The following is a 24,525-nucleotide window of genomic DNA, read 5'->3' as shown; positions in this document are numbered from 1 at the left end:
GCTATTTCCATAGCGAAAATACTAGGCCGCCTGCCTATTATTATCACGACACTTTGAAGGTGGGATAGCCATTAGCACTGGTATTTCCTAAAGCTATATTATTGATTATTAGAATAAAAATCTATATTTATATAAAAATTACTCTAGATAATGAATACAAGCGCTCGTCATTAACGATATTAGTTCTGCATAAAGTCGTCAAGTCTCAACTCGTTTCACTGATGCAATCCTTGTGATGGATAATCCTATTAAAAAGAGATAGGAAAGGTGGCCTTGTATCAGTATGGAATGTAGTCACTATAATGAGTCAACACGCCGCACAGCTCTAGTGATGCCTCGCATTCACTGTGTCACTCAGTAGTCTAGTAGACATCTATAAATATAAATAAGGCAGGATTATGCGTCATCAAAAAAGGCGGTCTTGTTAGACACTGGCGTTGAACAATATTCAGTCCAATTCGTCGCTGATTTAAGCGATAGTACATATGATGGATAGCTGGTTAAAAACAGGGCCAGTCAAAGAGTGGGATCAATTATCCAATGAGTCGATAATGTGCCCACCCATCAGTCGCGAGCTTGTATGGCAGGCCCTAAATTTAATGTGGTACGATGACGGCTGTTTATTACTTATTGTAATCTAGATAGTTATTGTTTATAAGGACATACCATGGAAGCTGCCGCTACCAACCAATCAGTTCCTACCACTTCTGAGAGCCAGCAACAAAACGCCTCATACCCACATATCTTTAAGCCACTAGACCTTGGTCATACCACCCTTAAAAACCGCATTGTGATGGGCTCCATGCACACCGGTTTAGAGGATCGCTTTTATAATTACGGTAAGCTGGCAGCTTACTTCGCTGAGCGCGCCAAAGGCGGCGTCGCTATGATGATAACGGGTGGTATTTCACCCAATCGCGAAGGCTGGCTCCTGCCTGCAGGCGGTACCATGAACCGTAAGACGGATGTCATCAATCACCAACGCGTCACCCGTGCTGTGCACAAGCACGACAGTAAAATCGTCATGCAAATCTTACACAGTGGCCGCTATGGTTATCATCCGTTTGTGGTCTCAGCTAGCGCTATCAAGTCGCCCATTGCACCGTTTAAACCACGGCAGATGAGCATCAAAAACATCCAAAGCACGGTAGAGGATTATGCCCGCTGCGCCAAATTAGCCCGTCAAGCAGGCTACGATGGGGTAGAGATTATGGGCTCTGAGGGCTACCTGCTCAATCAGTTTTTATCCAAGCGCGTTAACAAGCGTACCGACGAATATGGCGGCGATATTCACGGTCGCATGAAGTTCCCTCTTGAAACCGTCCGCGCCGTCCGCGCGGCCGTGGGTGACGACTTTATCATTATCTTTCGCTTGTCCATGGCCGACTTAGTACCAGAGGGTAATGTGATGGATGAAGTCATCACTGTCGCCCGTGCGCTAGAAGAGGCGGGGGTGAGCATCATTAATACGGGTATCGGCTGGCATGAAGCCCGCGTCCCAACCATCGTGACCAGCGTGCCACGCGCGGCCTTTACCGACTTTACTGCTGAGATTAAGCGGCACGTAAGCATCCCTGTCATGGCGGCGAACCGCATCAATATGCCTGAGACCGCTGAGCAAGTGCTGGCAGAAGATCAGGCCGACTTAATTCAGATGGCGCGCCCATTTCTCGCTGATGCAGACTGGGTGAATAAAGCCAGAAATGGCAAAACAGATCGTATCAATACTTGCATCGCCTGTAATCAAGCCTGCCTCGACCATACCTTCGAGCACAAGCGCTCAACTTGTCTAGTCAATCCACGTGCCTGTTATGAGACGGAGCTGGTCTACAATAAGGCAAAAAAACCCAAAAAAGTCGCAGTCGTCGGTGGCGGCGTAGCAGGCATGTCTGCTGCGACAGTGGCGGCCACACGCGGTCACAACGTCACGTTATTTGAAGCCAAGGACATCTTGGGTGGTCAGTTTAACTACGCCAAGGTCATCCCGGGTAAAGAAGAGTTCTTTGAGACCATTCGCTACTATATCAATGAGATGCAGCATCAAGGCGTTACCGTCAAGCTCAATACTAAAGTGACTAAAGAGATGCTGGATAAGGGTAAGTTCGACCATGTGATTATCGCCACTGGCGTCGTACCGCGTAGCTTAGAGGGCAAATTAGAAGGGGCGGAGCTGCCTCATGTCATCAGCTATGCTGACTTATTGAACGGGACTGCTACCGTGGGCGACAAGGTCGCGGTGATTGGGGCGGGCGGTATTGGCTTTGACGTCAGCGAGTATCTCACCTCAAAACATGGTCAGCCACTACACGAGCTTGGCGAGCAGACGCTAAAAGACCCCAGCTACCGTCCAAAAGCGCAGTCCATCAAAGCGTGGCGTGAAGAGTGGGGTGTGACCTTAGATACCGACTATCAAAGCGATGGCGGCTTACAGAAGCCTGAGCCGATCACTCCTGTGCGGCAGGTATACCTTATGCAGCGCACTAAAGGCCGCTTGGGCGCAGGGCTAAACAAAACCACCGGTTGGGTGCATCGCGCTCACGTCAAGTCACACGGCGTCATGCAAATGGCAGGCGTGCAGTACGAAAAAGTCACGGCCGAGGGTATTTGGGTGACTAACCCACAAGGTCAAAGCCAGCTGCTGCGTGTCGATACTGTCGTGGTCTGCGCGGGTCAAGAGTCAGTCAATGACCTCATGCCCAATGTCGGCGATGCCCCCGATGCAGAATACCATTTGATTGGTGGCGCCAAGCTCGCGGCTGAGCTGGATGCCAAACGCGCGATTCGTGATGGAGCTGAGGTCGCGGCGCAGATTTAAGCTACTGGTATCGTGAACACAATTGAATACCGCTGCCTTTTAGGGTGGCGGTATTTTTTTAGAAAATAGCTATAGAGTTAGAGATTAATACCAGACAATAAAGAGTCGATTTTAGAGCTAATCCTGCCGTCCGCTATTATCTTGCCTGCCCCTAGGGCGTCGGCTAAAGGCGGGTCAGATTCCTGCTACCGCGAGACTCTGACCCGCCAAGCCGTCGCAACCTAGCGATGCGTCAAGGATAACCGCTCCCGTCAGGGCTAGCGGTAACCTCTGCTATCTTTTGGTTATTTATCGTGGTTTTGGTTAGCCATGCTCGCCATGAATCTCGCTATGCTGCATCCACGCTACGCTTGCTCGTGTGCAATCGCGCTTGCAGCCCTCAAGAATTTAGAATACTCTAAAACTACAATCGATTTTTTTAAAACTTCATGTGGTAATCATCACATTTATTAGAATAATGACTTGAGGTCATAATATGAGTCAACCAGATAAGGATGAGGTGATAGCCTTCGTACAGAATACCTATGGGGACAACGTTAAGAAAAAGCTTGAGAATATACATAGAGGCGGCGACAACAATTATAAAGGTCGTGAATATGAGAATCAGTTTTTACTTTATAGAGTATTTGAGGTAGCCGCTAAATATTCGCACAATTGTGAAAATCAAATTATTGAGACTCAGGCGGTTAGCTTCGTAGATGATATATGTCATATAGACTATGAAGAAGATACAAAGTACAACTATCAGGCTAAAAACTCATCTTTAGTATCGGCAGATTGGACTCGAGAAACAACAGAACGCTTCAAGCTACAAAGAGAAATAGATAGAGCCCTTTATGGAATAAGTCGCACACACAACATTCTTCTAGTATCAGACTCGCAAAAAGCTATCTCTAATAAAGCTAAGATTCCTTTGGAATTACAAGCTCAAGACACATGCCAATATTTTAAATGCCATAAAAATATCTATGATCTCGTAACGAATACTGATTTAAAGCAGCATATCTCAAAGCTTATAGATGATACATTTTCATCACGTTATGATTACGCAGTAGTACTCATACATGGTATTTTACAATCGGGCAACTATACGACTGTTAATGATATATTCTGTCAAGCTGAATTTGAGGGACGTCCAAGTCCTTTTATAAAGTTTCGTAAAAGTGAGGTGCAAATTCCTGAATGGGTAATGCAAATTTTGATAAAAAATTCACATTACTTATCCTATGGTTTAAACTATGATGTATTAACAGTGACTGTTAACCAATCTTTTACAGCAACCTGTAATATAAGTTCTCTTAACAAAGTATCAAGCGAAGTTAGAGAAAAAGTCCAAAGTATTCAAGAGTTAATAGCTCTTTTTCTGTCTATTACAGGCTCTGATATTGAGCAATCTCTTAAGCCCTCTACTAAGGGAGAGGTAAAATGAATAGGGTCTACACACCTATCGCCACAGCTGAAGCGAAAAGGCAGTTGAACAACCTTTTTGCTTATCTAAATGCGCCTGAACGTTATCAAATGACCATGGTAGCATTAGGAAAGTTGTTAGCTGAGGAGATTTCTCCCCTATTAAAATCCAAGAGCCACGCTGGTACTTTGATAGTATCGACAGCTGAAGATGCTGATTTTCTTCAATATGGGGTATCATCGATCTTACGAAAGTATGATATTGACACCAAGCTGGCGGTATTTTGGAATCATCATTATCAGCTACCTAACCATGCTAGCGTGGCCCCTATATTACATAGGTTTATTGAACCAAATTTTGAGCAGATGCATAATATCGTTATCGTCAAGTCTATTATGTCAGGTAGTTGCGTGGTTCGGACCAACCTCATTGAAATGATAGATAAGATGGAAGATATTGAAGATATCTTTATTTTATCACCTGTAGCTCACAAAGATTCAGAGTCAAAATTAAAAGCTGAGTTTCCTGATGAGATTGCCAGTAAGTTCAAGTTCTATTGCTTTGCTTTAGACGATAAAAAAACTGAGCAGGGCGAGGTTCAGCCAGGAATTGGCGGTCAGATATATGAGCTACTAGGATTAGACAAGCAACCAGCACTTAGCGGCTACATTCCTGAAGTAGTTAGCAAAATGAGCTTTCAAAACCTTGCTTAGGGTAAGTAGCATATTTCCGATATATAAAAGGCAGTTGTTATAAAATAGCAACTGCCTTTTTTAGCATAAACATCAATAAATAATTGGCCTTAACTCTTAATCTCACCCACCAACCAAGCTGAAAAATCATCAACTTGCGAAACCATTTCTGGTTGCGCCGCACTTAAAGCATCAAGCTTGGTTTTAATGTCTTCTTTATTGTATTTAACTCCAGTCAGTGCTTCTTTTAACGCCTCAATCAACTCTACGTTCAACGCATCGGAGAAAATGACAACCTCTTCAATTACCGCTTGCTTTACATCTAAGTGCAAATCAATGAGTCCCCAATCAAAGCGGGTCTCAAGATGGTGGCTAAACTCAGGGGTCTTGCCAAAGCGCCAATTCCAGTCGGCCATTTGCTGATAGTATTTATTGAGATGCGGCTCCTTAGCGAGGGTGGCTTCGTCCAATTCTTCGACTGGCGTGTCGCTCACCTCTTGATCATAGTATTCACAGAACGCTTCGATAATCGCTTGTGATAGGATCTCGTGATTGATAGCGTCGTTGAACTCGACCAAGTTGGCGACACGCGAGCGCACCGACTTGATACCTTTGGCTTTGAGCTTGAGCGGGTGCGGGTTGAGATAATCGCCGAGCTTTTGCATGTCAGCGTTGACCAGTAGCGTACCATGATGAAAGCTGCGGTCGACGCTATGCTTAAAAGCGCTGCCGGAGATCTTACGGTCGCCCACTTGCATGTCGTTTCGGCCTGATAGATTGGCTTCAACACCAAGCTTCTTTAGTGCATTGATGATGATGGTAAAGTTGGCGTCTTGATCGTAATCGTCTTTGGGGGATAAGAAGGTGAAGTTGGTATTGCCCAAATCGTGAAATACTGCGCCGCCACCGCTTTGCCGCCGCGCGAGATAGACATCATCCTCAGCCATTTTGTCGGTTTTGCACTCTACCCATGGGTTTTGTGAGCGGCCAATCACTACGGTCTCGGCATTGCGCCATAAGAATAAGGTATGGCTGTTTGGGTCAAGCTCTTGGAATATCCAGTCCTCAGTGGCAAGGTTAAACCAAGGGTTGGTCACTTCAGACTTTAAGATACGTAGTTTCATTTTTGCTTCCTTTTATTCAATATTTTGTATGGCGCATTTTTATAGGTTGGCTTTTATAGATGCACTGTCTAAAGTGCTCTAAAAGCTTGGCTATAGCTATTCTTACTGATGCACACTTAAAACTCAATGCGACTTTAAGTCAACTTTTTGAGACCTATACTGCTTACCCCACCTTTGGTAAAGGGCTGGCGTCTAGAATATTGAACTTCCTCAGAATCATACTGTAAATTTACTCTCTAACTTGACGATAAGCAAAAGCTGGCTTAAAATTGTATCAATGTACTAGAACATTGATACGGTTAACTTATTATATCGTCACTTAAATAATTGCGCAGCACTTAAGGGTTTAATATGACAACTGCAACTCAGATAGATAATGCAAGCACGCTGAATCATTATGGCTTACACCAATCGATTCTACCCAGTAATGACGGCCTATATGGTGAGTTCGGTGGCAAGATTGCGCACCCAGAGCTTGCCCGTGCTATGAATGAGATAGAAAAGGGCTTTCGAGAGGTTATTAAGAGTACCGACTTCATCAATGAGATGAAGCGGTTACGTGAGACTTATGTGGGCAGACCAAGTCCGATATATCATGCCAAACGCTTGAGTGAACACTGCGGCGGGGCACAGATTTACCTGAAGCGTGAAGACCTAAACCACACTGGCGCGCATAAAATTAATCACTGCTTGGGTGAGGTATTGCTGGCCAAAAAGCTCGGCAAGACCAAGGTTATCGCTGAGACTGGGGCCGGACAGCATGGGGTAGCACTAGCCACTGCCGCAGCGCTGATGGGCGTGGAGTGTGAGATTCATATGGGGGTTGTAGATATTGCAAAAGAGCATCCGAATGTGAGCCGAATGAAGATCCTAGGGGCGAAGATTGTTCCTGTATCAGAGGGAGCAGGAACGCTAAAAGAAGCGGTAGACAGTGCCTTTGCGACTTATCTTGGTGAGCTTGATAGCAGTATGTTTGCCATTGGCTCGGTCGTTGGACCGGCCCCTTACCCTGAAATGGTCAGCTATTTCCAATCGGTCGTTGGTCATGAGGCTCGAGAGCAGTTTTTAGCTACGACGGGTAAGCTGCCCAGTAAAGTGGTGGCTTGTGTCGGCGGCGGCTCCAATGCCATTGGACTATTTAGTGGCTTTTTGGCAGATGATGATGTTGAGAAAGTAGGTGTCGAACCTGCTGGTAAAGGCCTAGATACCCCTGACCATGCCGCCACCATGACCTTAGGAGTAAAAGGAGAGATTCATGGTTTTAAGTGTTATGTGCTCCTTGATGACAAAGGTGAGCCTGCGCCAGTGCATTCGATTGCCTCCGGACTTGATTATCCTGGAATAGGGCCACAGCACTCACATTTGCGCGACTCTAATCTGGCAACTTATGAGTCAGCAACTGACAGCGAGTGTTTGGAAGCTTTCATGGCATTGTCACGACTTGAGGGTATCATTCCTGCATTAGAATCTGCTCATGCGATTGCCCATGCCATGAAAATTGCCAAGGATATGTCAGCTGAGGAGACGATCTTGGTCAACTTATCCGGCCGTGGTGACAAGGATATTGATTTTGTTTTGGATAAGGTAGATTTGTAGCGTCAGATCAGCCTTACTGTATCTCATAATCCACACATAATAGCCTATTAAGGCCCTATTAAGGCGGTCTCGAATACTATCTGACCCCTAAGGTGTAGAGACTGGTAAAGCCTCTTTGAGTTGATACCGAGGTCTTTGCCAGTCCTCTATGACATAGCCATCCTTATCCTTATCTTTGTGTGGTAGGGATATCGCTGGCGACGCTGGCGGTCAGATAGACTCATAATTAGGTAACTTTGGCATCCTGCGTTAAGTCACTGTAAGGGCGCTCGCTCAATTGCTTCACATCGTTACGGTAACTTAGGCTGGTGTCAGCTGATTGAGACTTTAAGTGAGGTGTAGCACTTTGCTAGCTTGTTGGGCATTACTATGGATGGATCAAAATAATACACTATCAAGTCTCACATTTACTATCTGGTGTTTTCGTTTGTAACGGCGATAAAAAGTGACTTGGAAAGCGTGTAATTTGCCTCATAAAAAGTTTATCTCAATCATTTGATAGATTTAATCTAGAGGAGTTACAGCAATGGCAAATGATATTCTATTTGAACCTGTCACCATGGGTGCGCACACCTTAAAAAATCGAATTATTATGGCGCCCCTTACACGGCTACGAGCTGTTGAGCCAGGCGATGTACCAACCATCTTGGCTGCTGAGTACTATTCGCAGCGCGCCGGTGCTGGCCTTGTCATCACTGAGGCCACGCAAGTCTCTTTTGATGCCAAAGGCTATGCCGGTGCGCCAGGGCTACATACCGATGATCAAGTAACCGCTTGGAAGGTAGTGACCGACGCAGTACATGCCAAAGGGGGCAAGATTGTTGTACAGCTTTGGCATACTGGTCTGGTCTCACATAAAAGCGTAAGACCGAATAGCGAAACTCCAATCTCCGCCTCTGATGTTGAGGTGGGGGTGCGAACTACCTTACGTGACAGCGATGGCGGCGCTATTCGAGTAGACGCCACGCCGCCACGTCCTGCTACCATCCAAGAGATACACCAAGTGGTTGCTGACTTTGCTCATGCTACTAAATGTGCTCGTGAGGCAGGCTTTGATGGGGTAGAGATTCATGGCGCTCATGGCTACTTATTGCACCAGTTCTGGACGCCGCACACCAACAATCGTGATGATAAGTATGGCGGCAGTAAAGAGAATCGGGCGCGCTTTATGCTAGAAGTCATTGATGCCTGCGTGGATGCTTGGGATGCTGATCATGTGGGTATTCGCATCTCACCACTTGGCACTTTTAATGAAGTCGAGGATCGCAACAGTGAAGCTGAAAGCGTGTGGTTGATTGAGCAAATTAACAAGCACGGGCTGATGTATCTGCATCTTTCAGAGCCAGACTGGGCTGGTGGCGAGCCTTACAGCGATGAGTTTCGCCAGCAGATTCGAGATGCCTTTGATAATTTGATTATCGCAGCGGGTGGTTATACGGCAGAGAAAGCTGTCAAGAATGTCGAAGCGGGCTATATTGATGCCGCTGCTTTTGGTCGTGACTACATTGCTAATCCTGACTTGGCTGAGCGGCTTCGTGAAGACGCACCGCTTAATGAGCCGCGATCTGAGTTATTTTATGGCGGCGGCGTAGAAGGCTATACGGATTATCCAACACTAAAAAAAGTAGCGTCATAAGTCCACATCTAGTTATAGCTGTTAGTCACTGAGCGAAAGCCCCAATAGCGTCATGCTGTCGGGGCTTTTTTAATGAACTTAAAACTAAGCTACCGAGATTAACTTTATTTCGCTAATTGCTAATTTAAACCACTTCACCGCAGACAAAGCCACTGGCCCACGCCCATTGAAAATTGTAGCCGCCAAGCCAACCGGTGACATCTAACACCTCACCGATAAAGTATAGATTGGGCTGGCGCTTACTCTCCATCGTTTTAGAAGATACCTCAGCGGTATCAATACCACCGCGCGTGACCTCAGCGGTACGGTAACCTTCTGTACCGGAGGGTTTGAGCGCCCAATCATTTAAAGTAGTGCCCAACTGCATAAGCCGCTCGTCTTTAATATTGGCAAGCTCGGTCTCCTTAATATCCTCCCAGAGATGCGACTGTAGTGCCGCCAACAGCTTTTTGGGGAAGTGGTCGATAAATACCGTGCGAACGCGCTGCTTAGGATGCGCGGCTTTGTGAGCAATAAGCAGCGCGCTAGCGTCAAGATCGGGCAGCAGATTGATGTGAATCTGCTCCCCCGAGTACCAGTAATTAGACAATTGCAGCATTGCTGGACCTGACAGACCGCGGTGGGTAAATAGCAGCGGCAGCTTAAATGAGATACGCTCATTAAAAGCGATGACAGGTAAGCTAATACCGGCTAACGACTTGATTAAATCGCCAGTCTTATCAGTAAAAGTGAACGGCACAAGGCTAGCGTCAGTCATGTGCACTTGATGACCGAACTGAGTGGCCACCTCATAGCCAAAGCCACTAGCACCGAGTGTCGGAATAGACAAACCGCCGGTAGCAATCACTAGCGACTCACAAGCATAGTCGCCCTCAGAAGTCTGCAATAAAAAGTGAGCGTTGTCACTAGCTTTGGCAGCTTGCTCTAACCGTTGAACCGTTAAGATATCTGTCTTAAGCTGCACCTTCACACCGGCGTCGGCACACTCTTGTAGTAGCATTGCTAAGATGTCTTTGGAGGAGTCGTCGCAAAATAGCTGCCCATGGTCGCGTTCGTGATAAGCAATACCGTGCTTACTCACCAAGCTGATAAATTCCCAATTAGAGTATCTGCTTAATGCCGATTTACAAAAATGTGGATTGTCGCCAATGAAGTGCTCAGGCTCGACCACGTAATTGGTAAAGTTGCAGCGACCGCCCCCTGACATGAGTATCTTTTTGCCCGCTTTATTGGCATGATCTAACACCAGAACCTTGCGGCCACGTTGACCTGCTGTCATCGCGCAATATAAGCCAGAAGCACCGGCACCGATGATAATCACGTCAAAGTAATGGTAAGTAGTGGCTCGCGAAGTGCTTAAGGTGGGGGCAGTCATAAAGGGCCTGTGGCAAAAAATAGAATTAGCTCAATACTGAGAATTATAAAGTATCTGTCATAAAAAAACGGCAAACAATCAAAGTTTGCCGTTTTTTTTTCGTCTTGATTTAAGCTAGCGTAAGCTTATTGAGCAGTGAACTTCACTGTGAATGGGTGCTCATTACCAGTACGCGCTTCGTTACGAGTCAGTAAGACGCGAACAGGAAGGACTTCATCTTGGCTAGCAGTATAGCCATCTTCAGTCAAGGCAGTGGGAGCTAGGTCGGTGCGATCAAAGACAATAACATTGGCACCGATAGCGGGCGAGTTAAAGTCCACATTCAAATGCTGACCGGCTTTTAGCGCGATCTGATATTCGCAGTAGTTATAGCCCTTTAAGCTACCCTTTTGTACGATGCCGCCCGTTGATAGATTTACATTCACGCTTTGGTTGTTACAAGTAACGTTGTTTAGCGTGCGAACAGTGTTGCTAGCAGATGTTGCAGGAGCAGTTGCCGTGCTATTGCTTGTTGTAGGGGTGGTCGATGTGGTAGGCGTTGATGTTGCTGGCGACTGGCAGCCGAATAAAGTGAAAGTAGAGGCGGCTAAGAGTAATGCCTTAGATAAATGTTTCATTAGTACTCCTAAAGTGGTTGTTTTAAAAATTGATTTATAAACCCTTCTGATAGTAGGCAGTCTTGCAAGAAGCAAGAAGAAAGCGCCTTATAAATCAATATGATAGCAAATCTTATTAAGGTGCTAAAAGTCGATAAAGGTTTCTTATAGTAAGGATATGTATAGAAATTGACACTGTAGAAGGCTATTTTTTAGTGTTTTAATTTACCAGTCTTGCATTGTCTTAATAATATTAAAATTGAAATCACTGTGATTAACGTCGTTGTCCGTACTAAGTGACGTTATTAACAACCCCATTACCAACGCTATCACCAAAGCCATCATAAAAGACGTGGTGGCTAAGATGACCCCTGCTTCAATTGGTAATAATGGACACACAATCTTAGTCCTACTAGCTGTTATCGAAGGTTGATTGCGACAGTTGTCTATATTTATAGCGCTTCTTAGAGTAAAGAGGTAGGCTGAGTAGCGTGAGGAAGCCGGCTTAGATGAATACTCACAACAAGATATTTTACTAAGCTTGGCGATAAGCCATTGAAAAACCAATATTAATATTTTTTATAGCTATAGCTTACTCATCACTATTAAAAATGTCGTTACTATGATGAGTGTCTTGCATATAGGCCACTTATTTGTCACACTATTGGTTCGGGCATTTACATTATGGAAGATGACATTGCCGTGCGCTAATAGTGCTATTGATTGTGAATAAGCTGTAAAGCTTCCGTTATTTTATCCAGTTTATATTACTGGTTTTGATAGCGATAATTAGTAGCAGTGCTGGCAGGCAGTGATTATAATTACAGGAGTTTTAAAATGACACTGAAGACTTATCCCCACAGCGCAGAGTTCGCTGCCAAAGCCAATACCAATCCAGAAAAATACGCCAAGACTTATCAGCAATCTACCGCAGACGAAGCCGGTAACGAGGCATTTTGGGCGGAGCGCGCCCAGCTCATTGATTGGATCAAAAAACCCACCAAGATTAAAAATGTCAGTTACGACCTTGATGACTTTCGCATCAAATGGTTTGAAGACGGCGAGCTGAATGTCTCAGTCAACTGTATCGATCGACATCTCAAAGACAATCCTTTTAAGCCTGCTATCATCTGGGAGGGTGACCACCCTTCACTGCACAAGATTATCTCGTATAAAGAGCTGTATAGTGAGGTCTGTCGACTCGGGAATGCCATGCGCAAAATGGGCGTCAAAAAAGGCGATCGCGTCACTCTTTATATGCCGATGATTCCAGAAGCAGCGATAGCCATGCTGGCCTGCGCACGCATTGGCGCGGTGCATTCTGTCGTCTTTGGAGGCTTCTCTGCCGAGAGCCTTGGTAGCCGTATCGTCGACAGCCAATCTAAGTTGGTTATTACTGCGGATGAAGGGGTGCGTGGTGGCAGATATACGCCATTAAAGACCAATGTGGATCGCGCGCTGGATATAGATGGCACAGAATGTGTCGAAAAAGTCATTGTCGTCCATAGAACGGGTAATTCCATACCGATGAGTGGTCGCCGCGATGTCTGGTATCACACCGTCATTGACAATGCCACCGAGGACTGTACCCCTGAACCGATGAATGCGGAAGATCCGCTGTTCTTGCTCTACACCTCAGGGTCGACAGGTAAGCCAAAAGGTGTGGTACATACTACAGGCGGTTATCTCACTTATGTCTTATCTACCTTCCGTGATGTCTTTGATGTCAAAGATGACGACGTGTTTTGGTGTACCGCTGATGTCGGCTGGATTACTGGTCACAGCTATGTCACCTACGCACCGTTAGCCAACGGCACTACTACCGTCATGTTCGAAGGCATACCGCAGTACCCAACGTGGGCGCGTATTGGTCAGATTATTGATAAGCATGACGTCAGTATCTTATATACTGCCCCGACCGCTATTCGTGCCATGATGAAAGAGGGTGACGCCTATGTTCGTGAGTCAAATCGCTCAAGCCTACGCTTGCTAGGTTCTGTCGGTGAGCCGATTAACCCGGAAGCATGGGACTGGTACTATAATGTGGTCGGCGAAGGTCGCTGCCCTATTGTAGATACTTGGTGGCAGACTGAGACGGGAGGTGTGCTGATGACACCGCTACCTAATGCGGTCGATCTCAAGCCGGGCGCAGCCATGACCCCTATGTATGGTGTGATTCCAGCGATTGTAGACGCTGATGGCAATGAGATGGAAGGTCCTTGTGAGGGTAACCTCATTATCAAAGACAGCTGGCCAGGACAGATGCGTACTATCTATAACGATCAAAAGCGCTTCTTGGAGACTTATTTTAGTACCTATCCGGGCAGCTACTTCACCGGTGATGGCTCGATGCGTGACGAAGACGGTCATTACTGGATTACCGGCCGCGTCGATGACGTCTTAAACGTCTCAGGTCACCGTCTTGGTACTGCTGAAATTGAGAGCGCCTTGGTCGCCCACCCTGCGACCGCAGAAGCCGCTATCGTCGGAATGCCACACGAAGTCAAAGGTCAAGGTGTGTGCGCTTATGTCATCCTCAAAGCGGGTGAAGAGGCTACTGATATGCTCAAAGGTGAGCTAAACCGCCACGTTCGCGCGGAGATTGGCCCGATTGCCAACCTTGATGCTATCTATATTGTCAGTGCGCTACCCAAGACCCGCTCTGGCAAAATCATGCGCCGCATCCTACGTAAGCTAGCCGCTGGCGAGTACGACGGTCTTGGCGATACCTCGACCTTAGCAGATGCTGAAGTCTTGGACGAGCTTATCGACATCGTCAAATCTGAAAAAGAAAGCTGCTAACTTCTAGCGCTCAACGTCAAAAGCCCCACTGTCTTTAAGGTAGTGGGGCTTTTAATTTATTACTGGCTAAAACTTGGTGCCGCTTATCTCACAAGGTAAAAAAAGTCTGTAGCTAATCCTGCTTTTCGCTCCTATCTTGCCTACCCACGAGAGCGTCGACTAATGGCTGGTCAGGTTCCTGCTACCGCGAGACCCTGACCAGCCAAGTCGCCACAATCTCGTAATCAGGCAAGGATAGCCGCTGCAATCAGGGCTAGCGGTCATACCGTGTTCTTATCGAGAGCTTTCGTGGTTTAAACTTTTAATTTTACGCTATGGGCTGTCTATTTTGCCTATTTCACCTATTTTATGTGGTCATGTGGCTTATTTTGCAGCTTTGGTTTATGACCTTTAGACTGTCTTAAAGAGCGATATCCATTAAGCCCTTTAATAGTCGCATAAGGTAGCTTTGCTAGACTATCGAGGGGTAGTGGGTAGAACAACCCAGCGTCATTAAATGACTCATAGCAGGATTATCAGTGGACATTAACCATTAACTATTAAAATTTATCGCACCTTACACTATCGCTAACCAAACCTACGCGGCTCAGATGTCTAAGTCGTAAAATTTCATAATTTGGAGAGGTTAACCATGTGGAAAAGAAGTCTAATTAATACAGCCATCTTTTTTATCATTATGCTATTGGGCAGTTATTTTTTAAGTCGATCGCTCGAGCAAGCCTTAATCGCAACGGCAGTGGCAAGTGTCATATACTTTATTATCAATATAGTAATCGCTATAAAAAAGTAGCTTTTTACTTAAAACAGGTTTTACTAACTCGGATACCTTAATGAGAAAAGTTAGTAGAGGACTGCTGGTGAAAGGTTATAATATAGTTGACGCTATACCAGTCCTATTGGTTTAACTCGGAACAGTCTTTATAAAGCGCTTGAAACCGTTAGGCGTACGGTGATTAATACTCTCAAACTTATCTACTAATACAGACGCTCCCATATTTTGCTCCTAGATTTTATACAGGTCTATTAACGGCGACTCTACTTGAGCGCAAGTGTGCTGAGCTAGCATTGGCGTTAACGATCGACATCTGTGAGAAGTCCGCTAGCATTGCTCGTGAAGCGACGCGCTATAAACTACTTGGTTTAGAGCTTCAACAATAAGATAGGGTCAAGTCTCAGAAACGTGTTTATCGAGCGTCACAAACTGCAGCGTGAGGCGGTGTTGCTCAGCGTCAAATTTATTATCGATGCTAGTAAGCAGTGGCTTGTCAGTTATAGCGAGGGGGTATAGAAAGCTGCTTTGAGATGGCGGCGTTAAGTGCGGCTGCTATTGCCGATGCCTAATTACAGATGCCTATAGGCTATACGGTTCGCTATGGATTTATCAAATACCGAGACAAAAAAAACCCACAGAGGAGGAACTGTGGGCTGAGGAAAAGCGATTAATTTTTAGTTAGTGTCGCCATACTGGTTCACGAATTAATCCATTCAATAAGGCTTTCAAGAAAGTCGAAAATGACTAGCTTGCTACACTTGATAGGGTGACATCAGCTTAATTCAAGAATATTTTACATCTGCTTACAATCTACACTTAATTATATTTAAGCCACTGATAGTAAAGGCTAAAATTATAAATGAGACAGCATAGTCTTAGTCATTAGCGAGCATTAATAAGTCGTTCATGATTGAATCATTTATCGACGATTTAATTATTATAGCCAAACTAGAGCCAAACGTCGGCATTTCATTTACACGACGTTACGTTCGACTTAGTTTTACTACATTGACATATTTTGAAAACTATTACCTGACTGGATATAGATGACATTTTTTTAGTAAATCTGTGAAAAACGACTGAAAGCCATATTGGTAACTGACGCTGTCATATAAAAATGCTAAGCTAGCCACCATACATCGTTATTGTTGGCTGCTTTTGCTATCTTTTAGGTTAAGGCAGTAAGTACTCTTGTCTGATGTTGATTGTAGGTATACGCAACAAGTCATTTACAGCCACAGCCATAAAGAGCATGTCGCCAGCAGCAGCGCTTCATAGCCGATAAATTTCCTTGCTATCTTTGAAGTCTTATCCCAAAATTTCGCATTGACCTTGAGTCATTTGACAAATTGACAGCTTACCATGACCGAACAGACAAGTAATATGCCGTCTCACAGTATCTTTAATCTTCCCAATAATCTGACTATCGCGCGGATTTTGATGATTCCGCTATTCATCGCCATTGCCTACTGGCCTCCGGCTCTTGGCATTGGTGTCCCTATGATATCGGACAATGCTATTGCCAATATCGGTATGAATATGGCCGCCTTTAGTGACAGTATACTTCGGCACTTACTGCTGACCTTTTTGTTTATTTTGGCCGCGATTACTGACTGGCTAGACGGCTTTTTGGCACGTAAGATGAATATTACCTCTGCCTTTGGCCGATTTTTGGACCCTGTCGCTGACAAGTTAATGGTGGCTGCCGCACTAATTATTTTGGTGCAGTGGCATCCCAATATTATTATGTCGATTGCCGCTATCGTTATTATCTCGCGCGAGATCGCGGTCTCTGCGCTGCGTGAGTGGATGGCTGAGCTTGGTAATCGCACTAGCGTGGCGGTCTCCTATGTGGGCAAGCTAAAGACCACGTTTCAGATGATTGCTATCATCGTGTTATTACTTAATGTAGAGTCATTACAGATTATCGGCTATCTATTAATGTTAGCGGCAGTGATACTCACACTTTGGTCAATGATGATCTATATGCGCGCCGCTTGGCCTTACTTAAAGCAAGGCTAATTTAGGTTAACTTGCCTGACCGGGTCATCAAAGTATTTAGACCATAAAAAAACGCCAGAATTATTCTGGCGTTTTTTGTGTTTGCTTATTTAGCTAATATTAGAATTCGATGGTATGGTTTTCACCCATATCTTCTGCGGTTTTGCCATCTTGGAGCGCCGCAGCGGTCATTTTTAGCATATTCAGTACTGAGCTGCCACTCATCCAATATTCAGCACCACGAGGCACTACTTTGATCAATTGGATATCAGGGTCTTCTTTACCGTGCTCAAAGAAGGCGTTATAGACGGGCGACCACAGCTCTTCAAGCTTTTGTTTGTCGTCTGGAAGCTCGGCATGACCAGTAATAGAGACATAGTTCTTCTCATCTTGCGTGGCATAAGACAAGTTGACTTGAGCATTGTTTTGCAGATCTTTAACCACGTCTGATTTTTTATCACCAATAAACCAAATCTCTTTAGCCGCAAGACTGATCTCGCTATTGGTCATCGGCCAAGCATGTATATGACCTTCACTATTGACCGTGGTCATCATCGTATATTTGATGTCTTTGATAAGATTTTGAATCTTGTCGATATGTTCCTGTTTACTCATAAGATTTCCCTATTATTTTCATTGAGTGATGAGACGTCGTTTGTGCTAAAAACGGTACACTAGACTTAACTTGATAGCTAGTTTAGTAAACCACACTAATCTGAAGTGACCAGTCTAATGTATTAGTATTTATATATACCTTGTCATAGTAGATAGAACTAGAGGGAGTAATCTATAGTGCTCCGGTAAGACGTTGTTAGAGTTTGTAAGGAGTGGCTGGGTTTGGTAAAGCTAGACCTCGGCAATCTTAATTAACAATAGTCTTGATAATAATAATGATAACTTACGAGAGTTTAGGTGAGGTGTATGGGAAGTCAGACTAGTTAAGTGTTTACGTATGCCAGTCAAGTTAGCTAATAAATTGGCTCTATAGCTTAAATAGGACTATTGAAACCTCGACTTAGTACCTGTTTATTGATGGTCTTCTTGTTATAATGCTCATGCCTATTTTTTCTAACCAGTCACTATTTTATTTTTACCTTTTAGCCATCGACTTTGTGGACCTTCTCTTATGATGACCATTGCCGGCCAGCCCTATCTTACCGATTTTCAGACCCAGCAGCTTATCCGTGATCTGAATAATAAGAGCGATATATCAGTATCAGATATCAGTACTCAGCAAGTTTATATTCTCTCCAAGACGCTCACGGGCGATACTTTAGCCAAAGCGCAAGACCTGCTTAATCATGGTGGCAGCTTTGATCTGACGACGGCCAAAGACGGTCAGTTGCAAGTCATCGTCACCCCAAGGTTTGGTACGATATCGCCGTGGTCGAGCAAAGCAACGGATATCTTTAACAACTGTGAGATTGATATTGAGCGTGTTGAGCGGGTGGTGGTTTATACCCTCACTAGTGGTTCATCACAGCCGCTGCCTGCCAAGTTGTCAAAAGCTGCCGAGCAAGTGCTGCACGATCAGATGACGCAAAGCTTGGTTTATAAAATGGACGCCGTCAGTCAGCTGTTTGATGACCATGCTCCAGCAGCGCTAGCGCATATCGATATTTTAGGCAAAGGCCGCAGTGCGCTTGAGCAGGCCAATACTGAGTTTGGCTTTGCGCTATCGACTGAAGATATTGACTATCTGATGGCCGCCTACACGGGTGAGCTAAAGCGCAACCCGACTGATAGCGAGCTGATGATGTTCGCGCAGGCCAACTCTGAGCATTGTCGCCATAAAATATTTAATGCAGAGTGGACGATTGATGGTGAACGTCAAGCTAAATCATTATTTCAAATGATTAAGAATACTTATCAGCACAGTCCACAAGGTATCTTGTCCGCGTATAAAGATAATGCCGCGGTGATGGAAGGCGCTAGTGCTCAGCGCTACTATCCTATCCCCGTGAAAGATGCCGATAGCGAGCGCCATGTCTATGATTTCCATCAAGAGCCGATCGATATCTTGATGAAGGTCGAGACGCACAACCATCCGACAGCCATTGCCCCCTATTCGGGCGCAGCCACAGGCTCCGGTGGTGAGATTCGTGATGAAGGAGCGACGGGCCGCGGCGGTAAGCCCAAAGCTGGCTTGACTGGCTTTCATGTGTCGCATCTGCATATTCCTGAGCTGCCTGAGAAGTGGGAGCAGTCAGGACAAGTTAGCAGCAAGGACTATGGTACGCCTTCACGTATGGCGACCAGTCTGGAGATTATGACTGAAGCGCCGCTAGGTAGTGCCAATTTTTCTAACGAGTTTGGTCGTCCCAATCTGTGCGGTTATTTCCGCTCTTTTCAGCTCGATACCTCAGCAGCCAAAGATGGTAGCGAGATGCGCGGCTATCATAAGCCCATCATGATTGCAGGTGGCTACGGCAATATCAAACGTAACTTGGTCGAAAAAAACACTATTAATGAAGGTGATTTACTGATCGTCCTTGGTGGTCCTGCAATGCAGATCGGCCTTGGCGGCGGGGCAGCATCATCAGTCGATAGTGGTGAGCTGGATGAAGGTCTAGACTTTGCTTCTGTTCAGCGCGAAAACGCTGAGATGGAGCGCCGCTGCCAAGAAGTCATTGATCGCTGCTGGGCACTCGCTGGTAATACCGCTAATGAGGACGGGGCAGACGGCAATCCTATCGTCTCTATCCATGACGTTGGGGCAGGCGGGCTATCAAACGCTATGCCTGAGCTGGTCAACGATCATGAGCGCGGTGCGGTGCTTGATCTGCGTAAGATTCCGTCGCTTGAGAAGGGCATGTCGCCAATGGCTATCTGGTCGAATGAAGCCCAAGAGCGCTACGTCTTGGCGATTCGCCCCGAAAGCCGTGAGCAGTTCGACGCTATCTGTGCCCGTGAGCGCTGCCCATATGCCATTCTAGGCGAGGCCACCGAAGTGCGGCATCTGGCGGTGAAAGATGAGCTACTTGGCGATCAGCCTGTTGATATGCCAATGCAAGTATTGCTTGGCGGTACGCCCAAAATGTCACGGTCATTTAACCGCATCCAGCCCTCCCTTACTCCACTAGCACTAGATGATGTAGATTTGACCGAAGCCGTTACCGATGTTCTTCGGCATCCGACGGTTGCCAGTAAGTCTTTTCTTATCAGTATCGGCGATCGTTCCATCACCGGTATGGTAGTACGTGACCAATACGTTGGCCGCTATCAAGTACCTGTCGCCGACTGCGCGATTACTGCTTCAGGGCTAATCGCTTTAGAGGACCGGCCGATGACAGGTGAGGCAATGAGTGTCGGTGAGCGTACCCCAGTGGCGCTAATCAATCCAAAAGCCTCAGCACGATTGGCAGTTGGCGAAGCCATTACCAATATCGCAGGCGCTCGTATCGCGCAAATCTCTGACATTACCTTGTCAGCCAACTGGATGGCCGCTTGTGGTGAAGATAAAGAGGACGCCGCTTTATTCGATGCTGTTCATGCTATCGGTGAAGAGCTGTGCCCTGCATTAGGCATTGCTATTCCGGTCGGTAAAGATTCACTATCTATGCGTGCAAATTGGTCAGATGAGGGTCAAGACAAGTCAGTCGTCTCACCCATGAGCTTGATAATTACAGCGTTTGCTCCGGTTACTGATGTGGCGCAAACGCTGACACCAGAGCTAATAAAAGGTGATAGTGCGTTATACCGCATTGACTTGTCACGTGGTAAGCTGCGCCTTGGCGGCTCTATCCTTGCACAGACTAACAGCCAACTAGGTGATGATTGCCCCGATCTTGATGCGCCTGCTGACTTGATTAATTTCTTTAACTTTATCCAAGCAGGTAACGCGCAAGGCATCATCAGTGCCTATCACGACATAGGTGATGGTGGCTTACTTGCGACCGTCGCTGAGATGCAGTTCACCAGCCGTCAAGGTATTAAGCTGTCATTGGATGATGACAATCTACTGGGTCAGCTGTTCAGCGAAGAGCTGGGAGCAGTCATCCAAGTCATGCCAGAAGATGTGGCAGAGTTGATTGCCCTCGCTGAGACGCATGGTATCTCTGACATGATTAGCCTTGTAGGCCAGAGCTGTTCAGAAGACTGTTTACTCATTCAGACGCCAAGCCATTTGGGTGACGACAGCATCTGCTTTAGCCGCAGCGAGCTACAGCAAGCGTGGTCACAGGTCAGTTATCAGATTGCCCGTCGCCGTGACAATCCTGAGTGTGCTGATGAAGAGTTCGCGCTTATTAGTGATAGCAGCCATCAAGGCCTCATCGCTAGCCCGAACTTCGATCTCAATCAGCCTATCGAATCACCGTATCTTAACAGCCGTCTGAGTAAGCCTAAAGTCGCTATCCTACGTGAGCAGGGTGTCAACGGCCAGCTAGAGATGGCAGCAGGGTTTAGCATAGCTGGCTTCGAAGCGGTTGACGTGCACATGAGCGACCTGCTCAAAGGCCGCATCAATTTGCGCGACTTTGAGGGTTTAGTGACTTGTGGCGGCTTTAGCTATGGTGATGTATTAGGTGCAGGCTCAGGTTGGGCCAATTCCGTCCTGTTCCACGATGAGCTGCGCATGCAGTTTGTACGCTTCTTTGCTCGACCTGAGACTTTTAGTCTTGGCGTCTGTAATGGCTGTCAGATGATGGCGCAGCTCAAAGACCTCATTCCTGGTGCTGAGAATTTTCCGCGCTTTATCGCCAATAAGTCTGCCCGCTTTGAGGCGCGCACCGTCAATGTCAAAGTTGAGCGTACCAAGTCTATCCTCTTTAAAGGTATGCAAGACAGTATCCTACCGATCGCTGTCGCCCATGGTGAGGGTCTTGCCACGCTGACGACTACCGATGTGGCTGGTATGGCCAGTCATGGTCAGATTGCCATGCGCTATGTCGATAGTCAGGGCCGCCCGACTGAGACATATCCGCTTAATCCGAATGGCTCTATCGGCGGTGTCACCGGTCTTTGTAGTACCGATGGCCGCGTTACTATCATGATGCCGCACCCTGAGCGCAACCTGCGCGCTTACAACCATAGCTACAAACCTGCGACTTGGGTTGGTGATGGCGCATGGCTACGGATGTTCCGCAACGCGCGTGCTTGGCTGCGCTAGAGTGCGATTTAGATATTGTTGATAATCAAAAGGTGGGTCAATTGGCTCACCTTTTTTTATAGCTTATTGTTAAGCGTCTTTTTATTCCTCAAGCTCTAAATCACAGACTGGTAAGCCTAAAGTCAGCATAAATTGCTGATAACTGACTCTAGCGTCATCATCTTACAAATGTTATATCTTTAATTAATATAAAGTTAATGACTCTAGGATTTAAACATAAGTCCCAACAAGTACCGGTGGGAACAGTGAGTATATCTGCAAGGTAGCAACAGGCAGGAGGCTTACGGTTTTATCTTACAGACGATACTGTGCACAGCATGGTTTAGAGTTAGACATTTGATAAGGATATCAACAGCAGGCGTACTTATATTAAATCAGGTTCAATCAGCAACAAATAGATACGAACATACGTACAGCCCGCTGGCAACAATGGAGTGTTACCATGGACTTTGATTATATTGTAGTAGGTGGCGGCTCTGCCGGAGCGGTTATGGCAAGCCGGCTCTCAGAAGACCCGCTAGTGAGTGTCTGTCTTTTAGAGGCGGGTGGCGATGGCAAGGATTTACTGGTGCGCATGCCTGCAGGAGTGGCGGTCCTGGTGCCCGGCAAGCCCTTTAAGATTAATAATTGGTGTTTTAACACCGTGCCGCAAAAGCAGCTCGGCGGCCGTGTCGGCTATCAGCCACGTGGTAAATGTCTCGGCGGCGGCTCTGCCATCAATGCCATGGTCTATACCCGTGGTAGCCGTCATGATTATGACGCTTGGAAAGCAGCGGGCTGTGCTGGTTGGGGCTATGATGACCTGCTGGCTTACTTTAAAAAAGCCGAAAATAACGTGCGCGGCGGTGATGAGTTTCACGGGAGCGAGGGCCCCCTAAACGTCACCGATCTGCTTAGCCCGCGCCCTATCAGTCAAGCCTTCGTCGAAGCAGGCGTCGCCAATGGGCTACATCGTACGGATGACTTTAATGGTGCACGTCAAGACGGCGTTGGCCTCTATCAAGTCACCCACTTTCATGGGGAAAAGCAAGGGCAGCGCTGCTCATCTGCTGCTGCCTACTTGCATCCTATCGAAGATAGGCCCAACCTGACCATTATCACTCAAGCCCATGCCAAACGAATCATTATTGAAGCGCAGCAAGCCCGCGGCGTGGTCTATCAAAAGCACGGCGTAGAGCAAAAAATCTACGCCAAAGGTGAAGTCATTTTAAGCTCAGGTGCATTCGGCTCGCCGCAGCTACTCATGCTCTCTGGTATCGGCCCTGCCGAGCACCTGCGCGAGCACGGTATTAAGGTCGTAAAGGACAGTCCAGAAGTGGGTGAAAATCTGCAAGATCATATCGACTTAATCTTACAGTACAAGGTCAACACCAGTGACATATTCGCTATCAGCATGGTTGGTGGCAAAAACCTCATCCAAGCTGGCATGCAGTGGCGCAAAGATGGTTCAGGGCGCCTCTCAACCAACTTCGCTGAAGGCGGCGCTTTTTTTACCGTCGGTGAAGACGTGCCAAAGGACTGGCCTGACATTCAGCTGCACTTTGTTATCGCTCCGGTACAGAATCATGGCCGCAATCTCAAATGGGGCTACGGCGTCTCTTGCCATGTCTACTACTTACGGCCCAAGAGCCGAGGCACTGTGCGGCTAAACTCTAACGACCCTTTTGATAAGCCCGCCATTGACCCCAACTACCTATCACATCCAGACGACCTAAAGTGCCTAATCGCTGGCGTTCGCCGCACCCAGCAGATATTCAAAGAAGCACCTCTTGCCAAGTACGTTATCAAAGACACCCTAACTGCTGATGCCGAAAGCGATGAGGCACTTACCGAAGTCATCCGAAAGCACGCCGATACCGACTACCATCCTGTGGGCACTTGCCGCATGGGCTCAGACGCAGGCTCCGTGGTCGATACCGAGCTGCGGGTGCGCGGTATTGCCAACCTGCGTGTGGTCGACGCCTCTATCATGCCGACCTTGAACAGCTCCAATACCAATGCCCCGACCATCATGATTGCGGAAAAGGCCGCCGATATGATTAAAGCCAGTCGGCAAATCCCTAACATGGCTATCAATAAGCAACCGGAGATGGCACACTAATAAATAGCTAAATAGTCGCTGTGAGGGTTAATTTGCACAATAAAAAAGGTGGGCCATTGGGCGCACCTTTTTGCTGATTCCCCCCTTTTTTAAAGGGAGGCTAGGGAAGATTTCTAGCTACCAAGTTTTTATAAGACAAAAAGCTAAAAGATTGGCCTTAATATCGGAGTTCTTTAGACATTGAGAAATATGCGGGTCAAGGGTAGGCGACCTTTTATGACTATGGCCGCGCCTCGTCCCTCGGCGAGAGGCAACCCTGAATTCAGAGCCTATCAGTAGGTTAGGCGGAGCATGCGATACCCAACAATTTAGCATACCCTAAAAGTCTTACTTCCTCTTAAAACCATAAGGGTAATATAGAAGGCCTTACCAATAAGTGACCAATTATTGGTAAGCAACAATCTAGCCGAGCAGTTTATTGATTCCAAAATCCCACTACGTTCAGGTAAGCGTTTAAAACCGTCAAACAAAAATCTCCCTTTGGTATTAACACTATC

Annotated in this window: 14 protein-coding genes; 9 read left to right on the top strand and 5 right to left on the bottom strand. The window is 46.5% G+C overall.

Translation table 11 applies throughout. The annotated features are described in order from the left end of the window. The first annotated feature begins 667 nt into the window (after positions 1 to 667). From EGV92_RS06845 to EGV92_RS06835, 3 genes are all read left to right on the top strand, one after another. Positions 668 to 2,815 carry an NADPH-dependent 2,4-dienoyl-CoA reductase gene (locus tag EGV92_RS06845; RefSeq protein WP_131668477.1) on the top strand — a complete coding sequence of 716 codons (2,148 nt, stop codon included), beginning with the start codon at positions 668 to 670 and terminating at the stop codon, positions 2,813 to 2,815. A 475-nt stretch (positions 2,816 to 3,290) separates the two neighbouring features. Beyond that, entirely contained in the window at positions 3,291 to 4,244 is a 954-nt protein-coding gene (locus tag EGV92_RS06840) for a hypothetical protein (protein ID WP_131668476.1), read from the top strand. Next, positions 4,241 to 4,936, top strand: coding sequence for a hypothetical protein (locus EGV92_RS06835; RefSeq protein WP_131668475.1), 696 nt, complete (start codon positions 4,241 to 4,243; stop codon positions 4,934 to 4,936). The genes EGV92_RS06840 and EGV92_RS06835 overlap by 4 nt, the downstream gene beginning before the upstream one ends. Before the next feature lie 89 nt (positions 4,937 to 5,025). On the opposite strand, the gene lplA is transcribed toward EGV92_RS06835, so the two are convergent. Then, positions 5,026 to 6,039, bottom strand: coding sequence for a lipoate--protein ligase (gene lplA / locus EGV92_RS06830; protein ID WP_131668474.1), 1,014 nt, complete (start codon positions 6,037 to 6,039; stop codon positions 5,026 to 5,028). 351 nt (positions 6,040 to 6,390) lie between these two features. On the opposite strand from lplA, the gene trpB reads away from it, so the two are divergent. Together trpB and nemA are read left to right on the top strand one after the other, a co-directional pair. Continuing rightward, positions 6,391 to 7,635: a tryptophan synthase subunit beta gene (gene trpB / locus EGV92_RS06825; RefSeq protein ID WP_131668473.1), complete on the top strand. Its 1,245-nt coding sequence runs from the start codon at positions 6,391 to 6,393 to the stop codon at positions 7,633 to 7,635. A gap of 526 nt (positions 7,636 to 8,161) precedes the next feature. Beyond that, positions 8,162 to 9,271, top strand: a complete 1,110-nt coding sequence (gene nemA, locus EGV92_RS06820; protein ID WP_131668472.1) for an alkene reductase — start codon at positions 8,162 to 8,164, stop codon at positions 9,269 to 9,271. Positions 9,272 to 9,395: 124 nt separating this feature from the next. Here nemA and EGV92_RS06815 read toward each other — a convergent pair whose 3' ends face one another. The 3 genes from EGV92_RS06815 to EGV92_RS13900 form a co-directional block, all read right to left on the bottom strand. After that, entirely contained in the window at positions 9,396 to 10,646 is a 1,251-nt protein-coding gene (locus tag EGV92_RS06815) for a BaiN/RdsA family NAD(P)/FAD-dependent oxidoreductase (protein WP_131668471.1), read from the bottom strand. A 125-nt stretch (positions 10,647 to 10,771) separates the two neighbouring features. Beyond that, complete coding sequence (locus EGV92_RS06810) at positions 10,772 to 11,263, bottom strand: hypothetical protein (RefSeq protein WP_131668470.1); 492 nt, start codon at positions 11,261 to 11,263, stop codon at positions 10,772 to 10,774. A gap of 204 nt (positions 11,264 to 11,467) precedes the next feature. Continuing rightward, on the bottom strand, positions 11,468 to 11,641 hold the full coding sequence (locus tag EGV92_RS13900) for a hypothetical protein (RefSeq protein ID WP_165525576.1): 174 nt from the start codon (positions 11,639 to 11,641) through the stop codon (positions 11,468 to 11,470). A 438-nt stretch (positions 11,642 to 12,079) separates the two neighbouring features. Between EGV92_RS13900 and acs the strand changes: the two genes are divergently transcribed. After that, complete coding sequence (gene acs, locus EGV92_RS06805; protein WP_131668469.1) at positions 12,080 to 14,044, top strand: acetate--CoA ligase; 1,965 nt, start codon at positions 12,080 to 12,082, stop codon at positions 14,042 to 14,044. 2,134 nt (positions 14,045 to 16,178) lie between these two features. Next, positions 16,179 to 16,838 (top strand): CDP-diacylglycerol--glycerol-3-phosphate 3-phosphatidyltransferase, encoded by a 660-nt coding sequence (gene pgsA, locus EGV92_RS06800; RefSeq protein ID WP_131668468.1) that lies wholly within the window; start codon positions 16,179 to 16,181, stop codon positions 16,836 to 16,838. 99 nt (positions 16,839 to 16,937) lie between these two features. On the opposite strand, the gene EGV92_RS06795 is transcribed toward pgsA, so the two are convergent. Then, positions 16,938 to 17,432: a pyridoxamine 5'-phosphate oxidase family protein gene (locus EGV92_RS06795; RefSeq protein WP_131668467.1), complete on the bottom strand. Its 495-nt coding sequence runs from the start codon at positions 17,430 to 17,432 to the stop codon at positions 16,938 to 16,940. A 511-nt stretch (positions 17,433 to 17,943) separates the two neighbouring features. On the opposite strand from EGV92_RS06795, the gene purL reads away from it, so the two are divergent. Both purL and EGV92_RS06785 read left to right on the top strand, forming a co-directional pair. Continuing rightward, positions 17,944 to 21,927, top strand: a complete 3,984-nt coding sequence (gene purL / locus EGV92_RS06790) for a phosphoribosylformylglycinamidine synthase (RefSeq protein ID WP_131668466.1) — start codon at positions 17,944 to 17,946, stop codon at positions 21,925 to 21,927. Between the two features lie 442 nt (positions 21,928 to 22,369). Further along, positions 22,370 to 24,028, top strand: coding sequence for a GMC family oxidoreductase (locus EGV92_RS06785; protein WP_131668465.1), 1,659 nt, complete (start codon positions 22,370 to 22,372; stop codon positions 24,026 to 24,028). Positions 24,029 to 24,525 lie beyond the last annotated feature (497 nt).

It is taken from the genome of Psychrobacter pygoscelis (assembly GCF_004335015.1).
Taxonomy (GTDB): domain Bacteria; phylum Pseudomonadota; class Gammaproteobacteria; order Pseudomonadales; family Moraxellaceae; genus Psychrobacter; species Psychrobacter pygoscelis.
The sequence above is the reverse complement of the archived record's forward strand: the minus strand, read 5'-3'. Positions and strand labels throughout refer to the sequence as shown.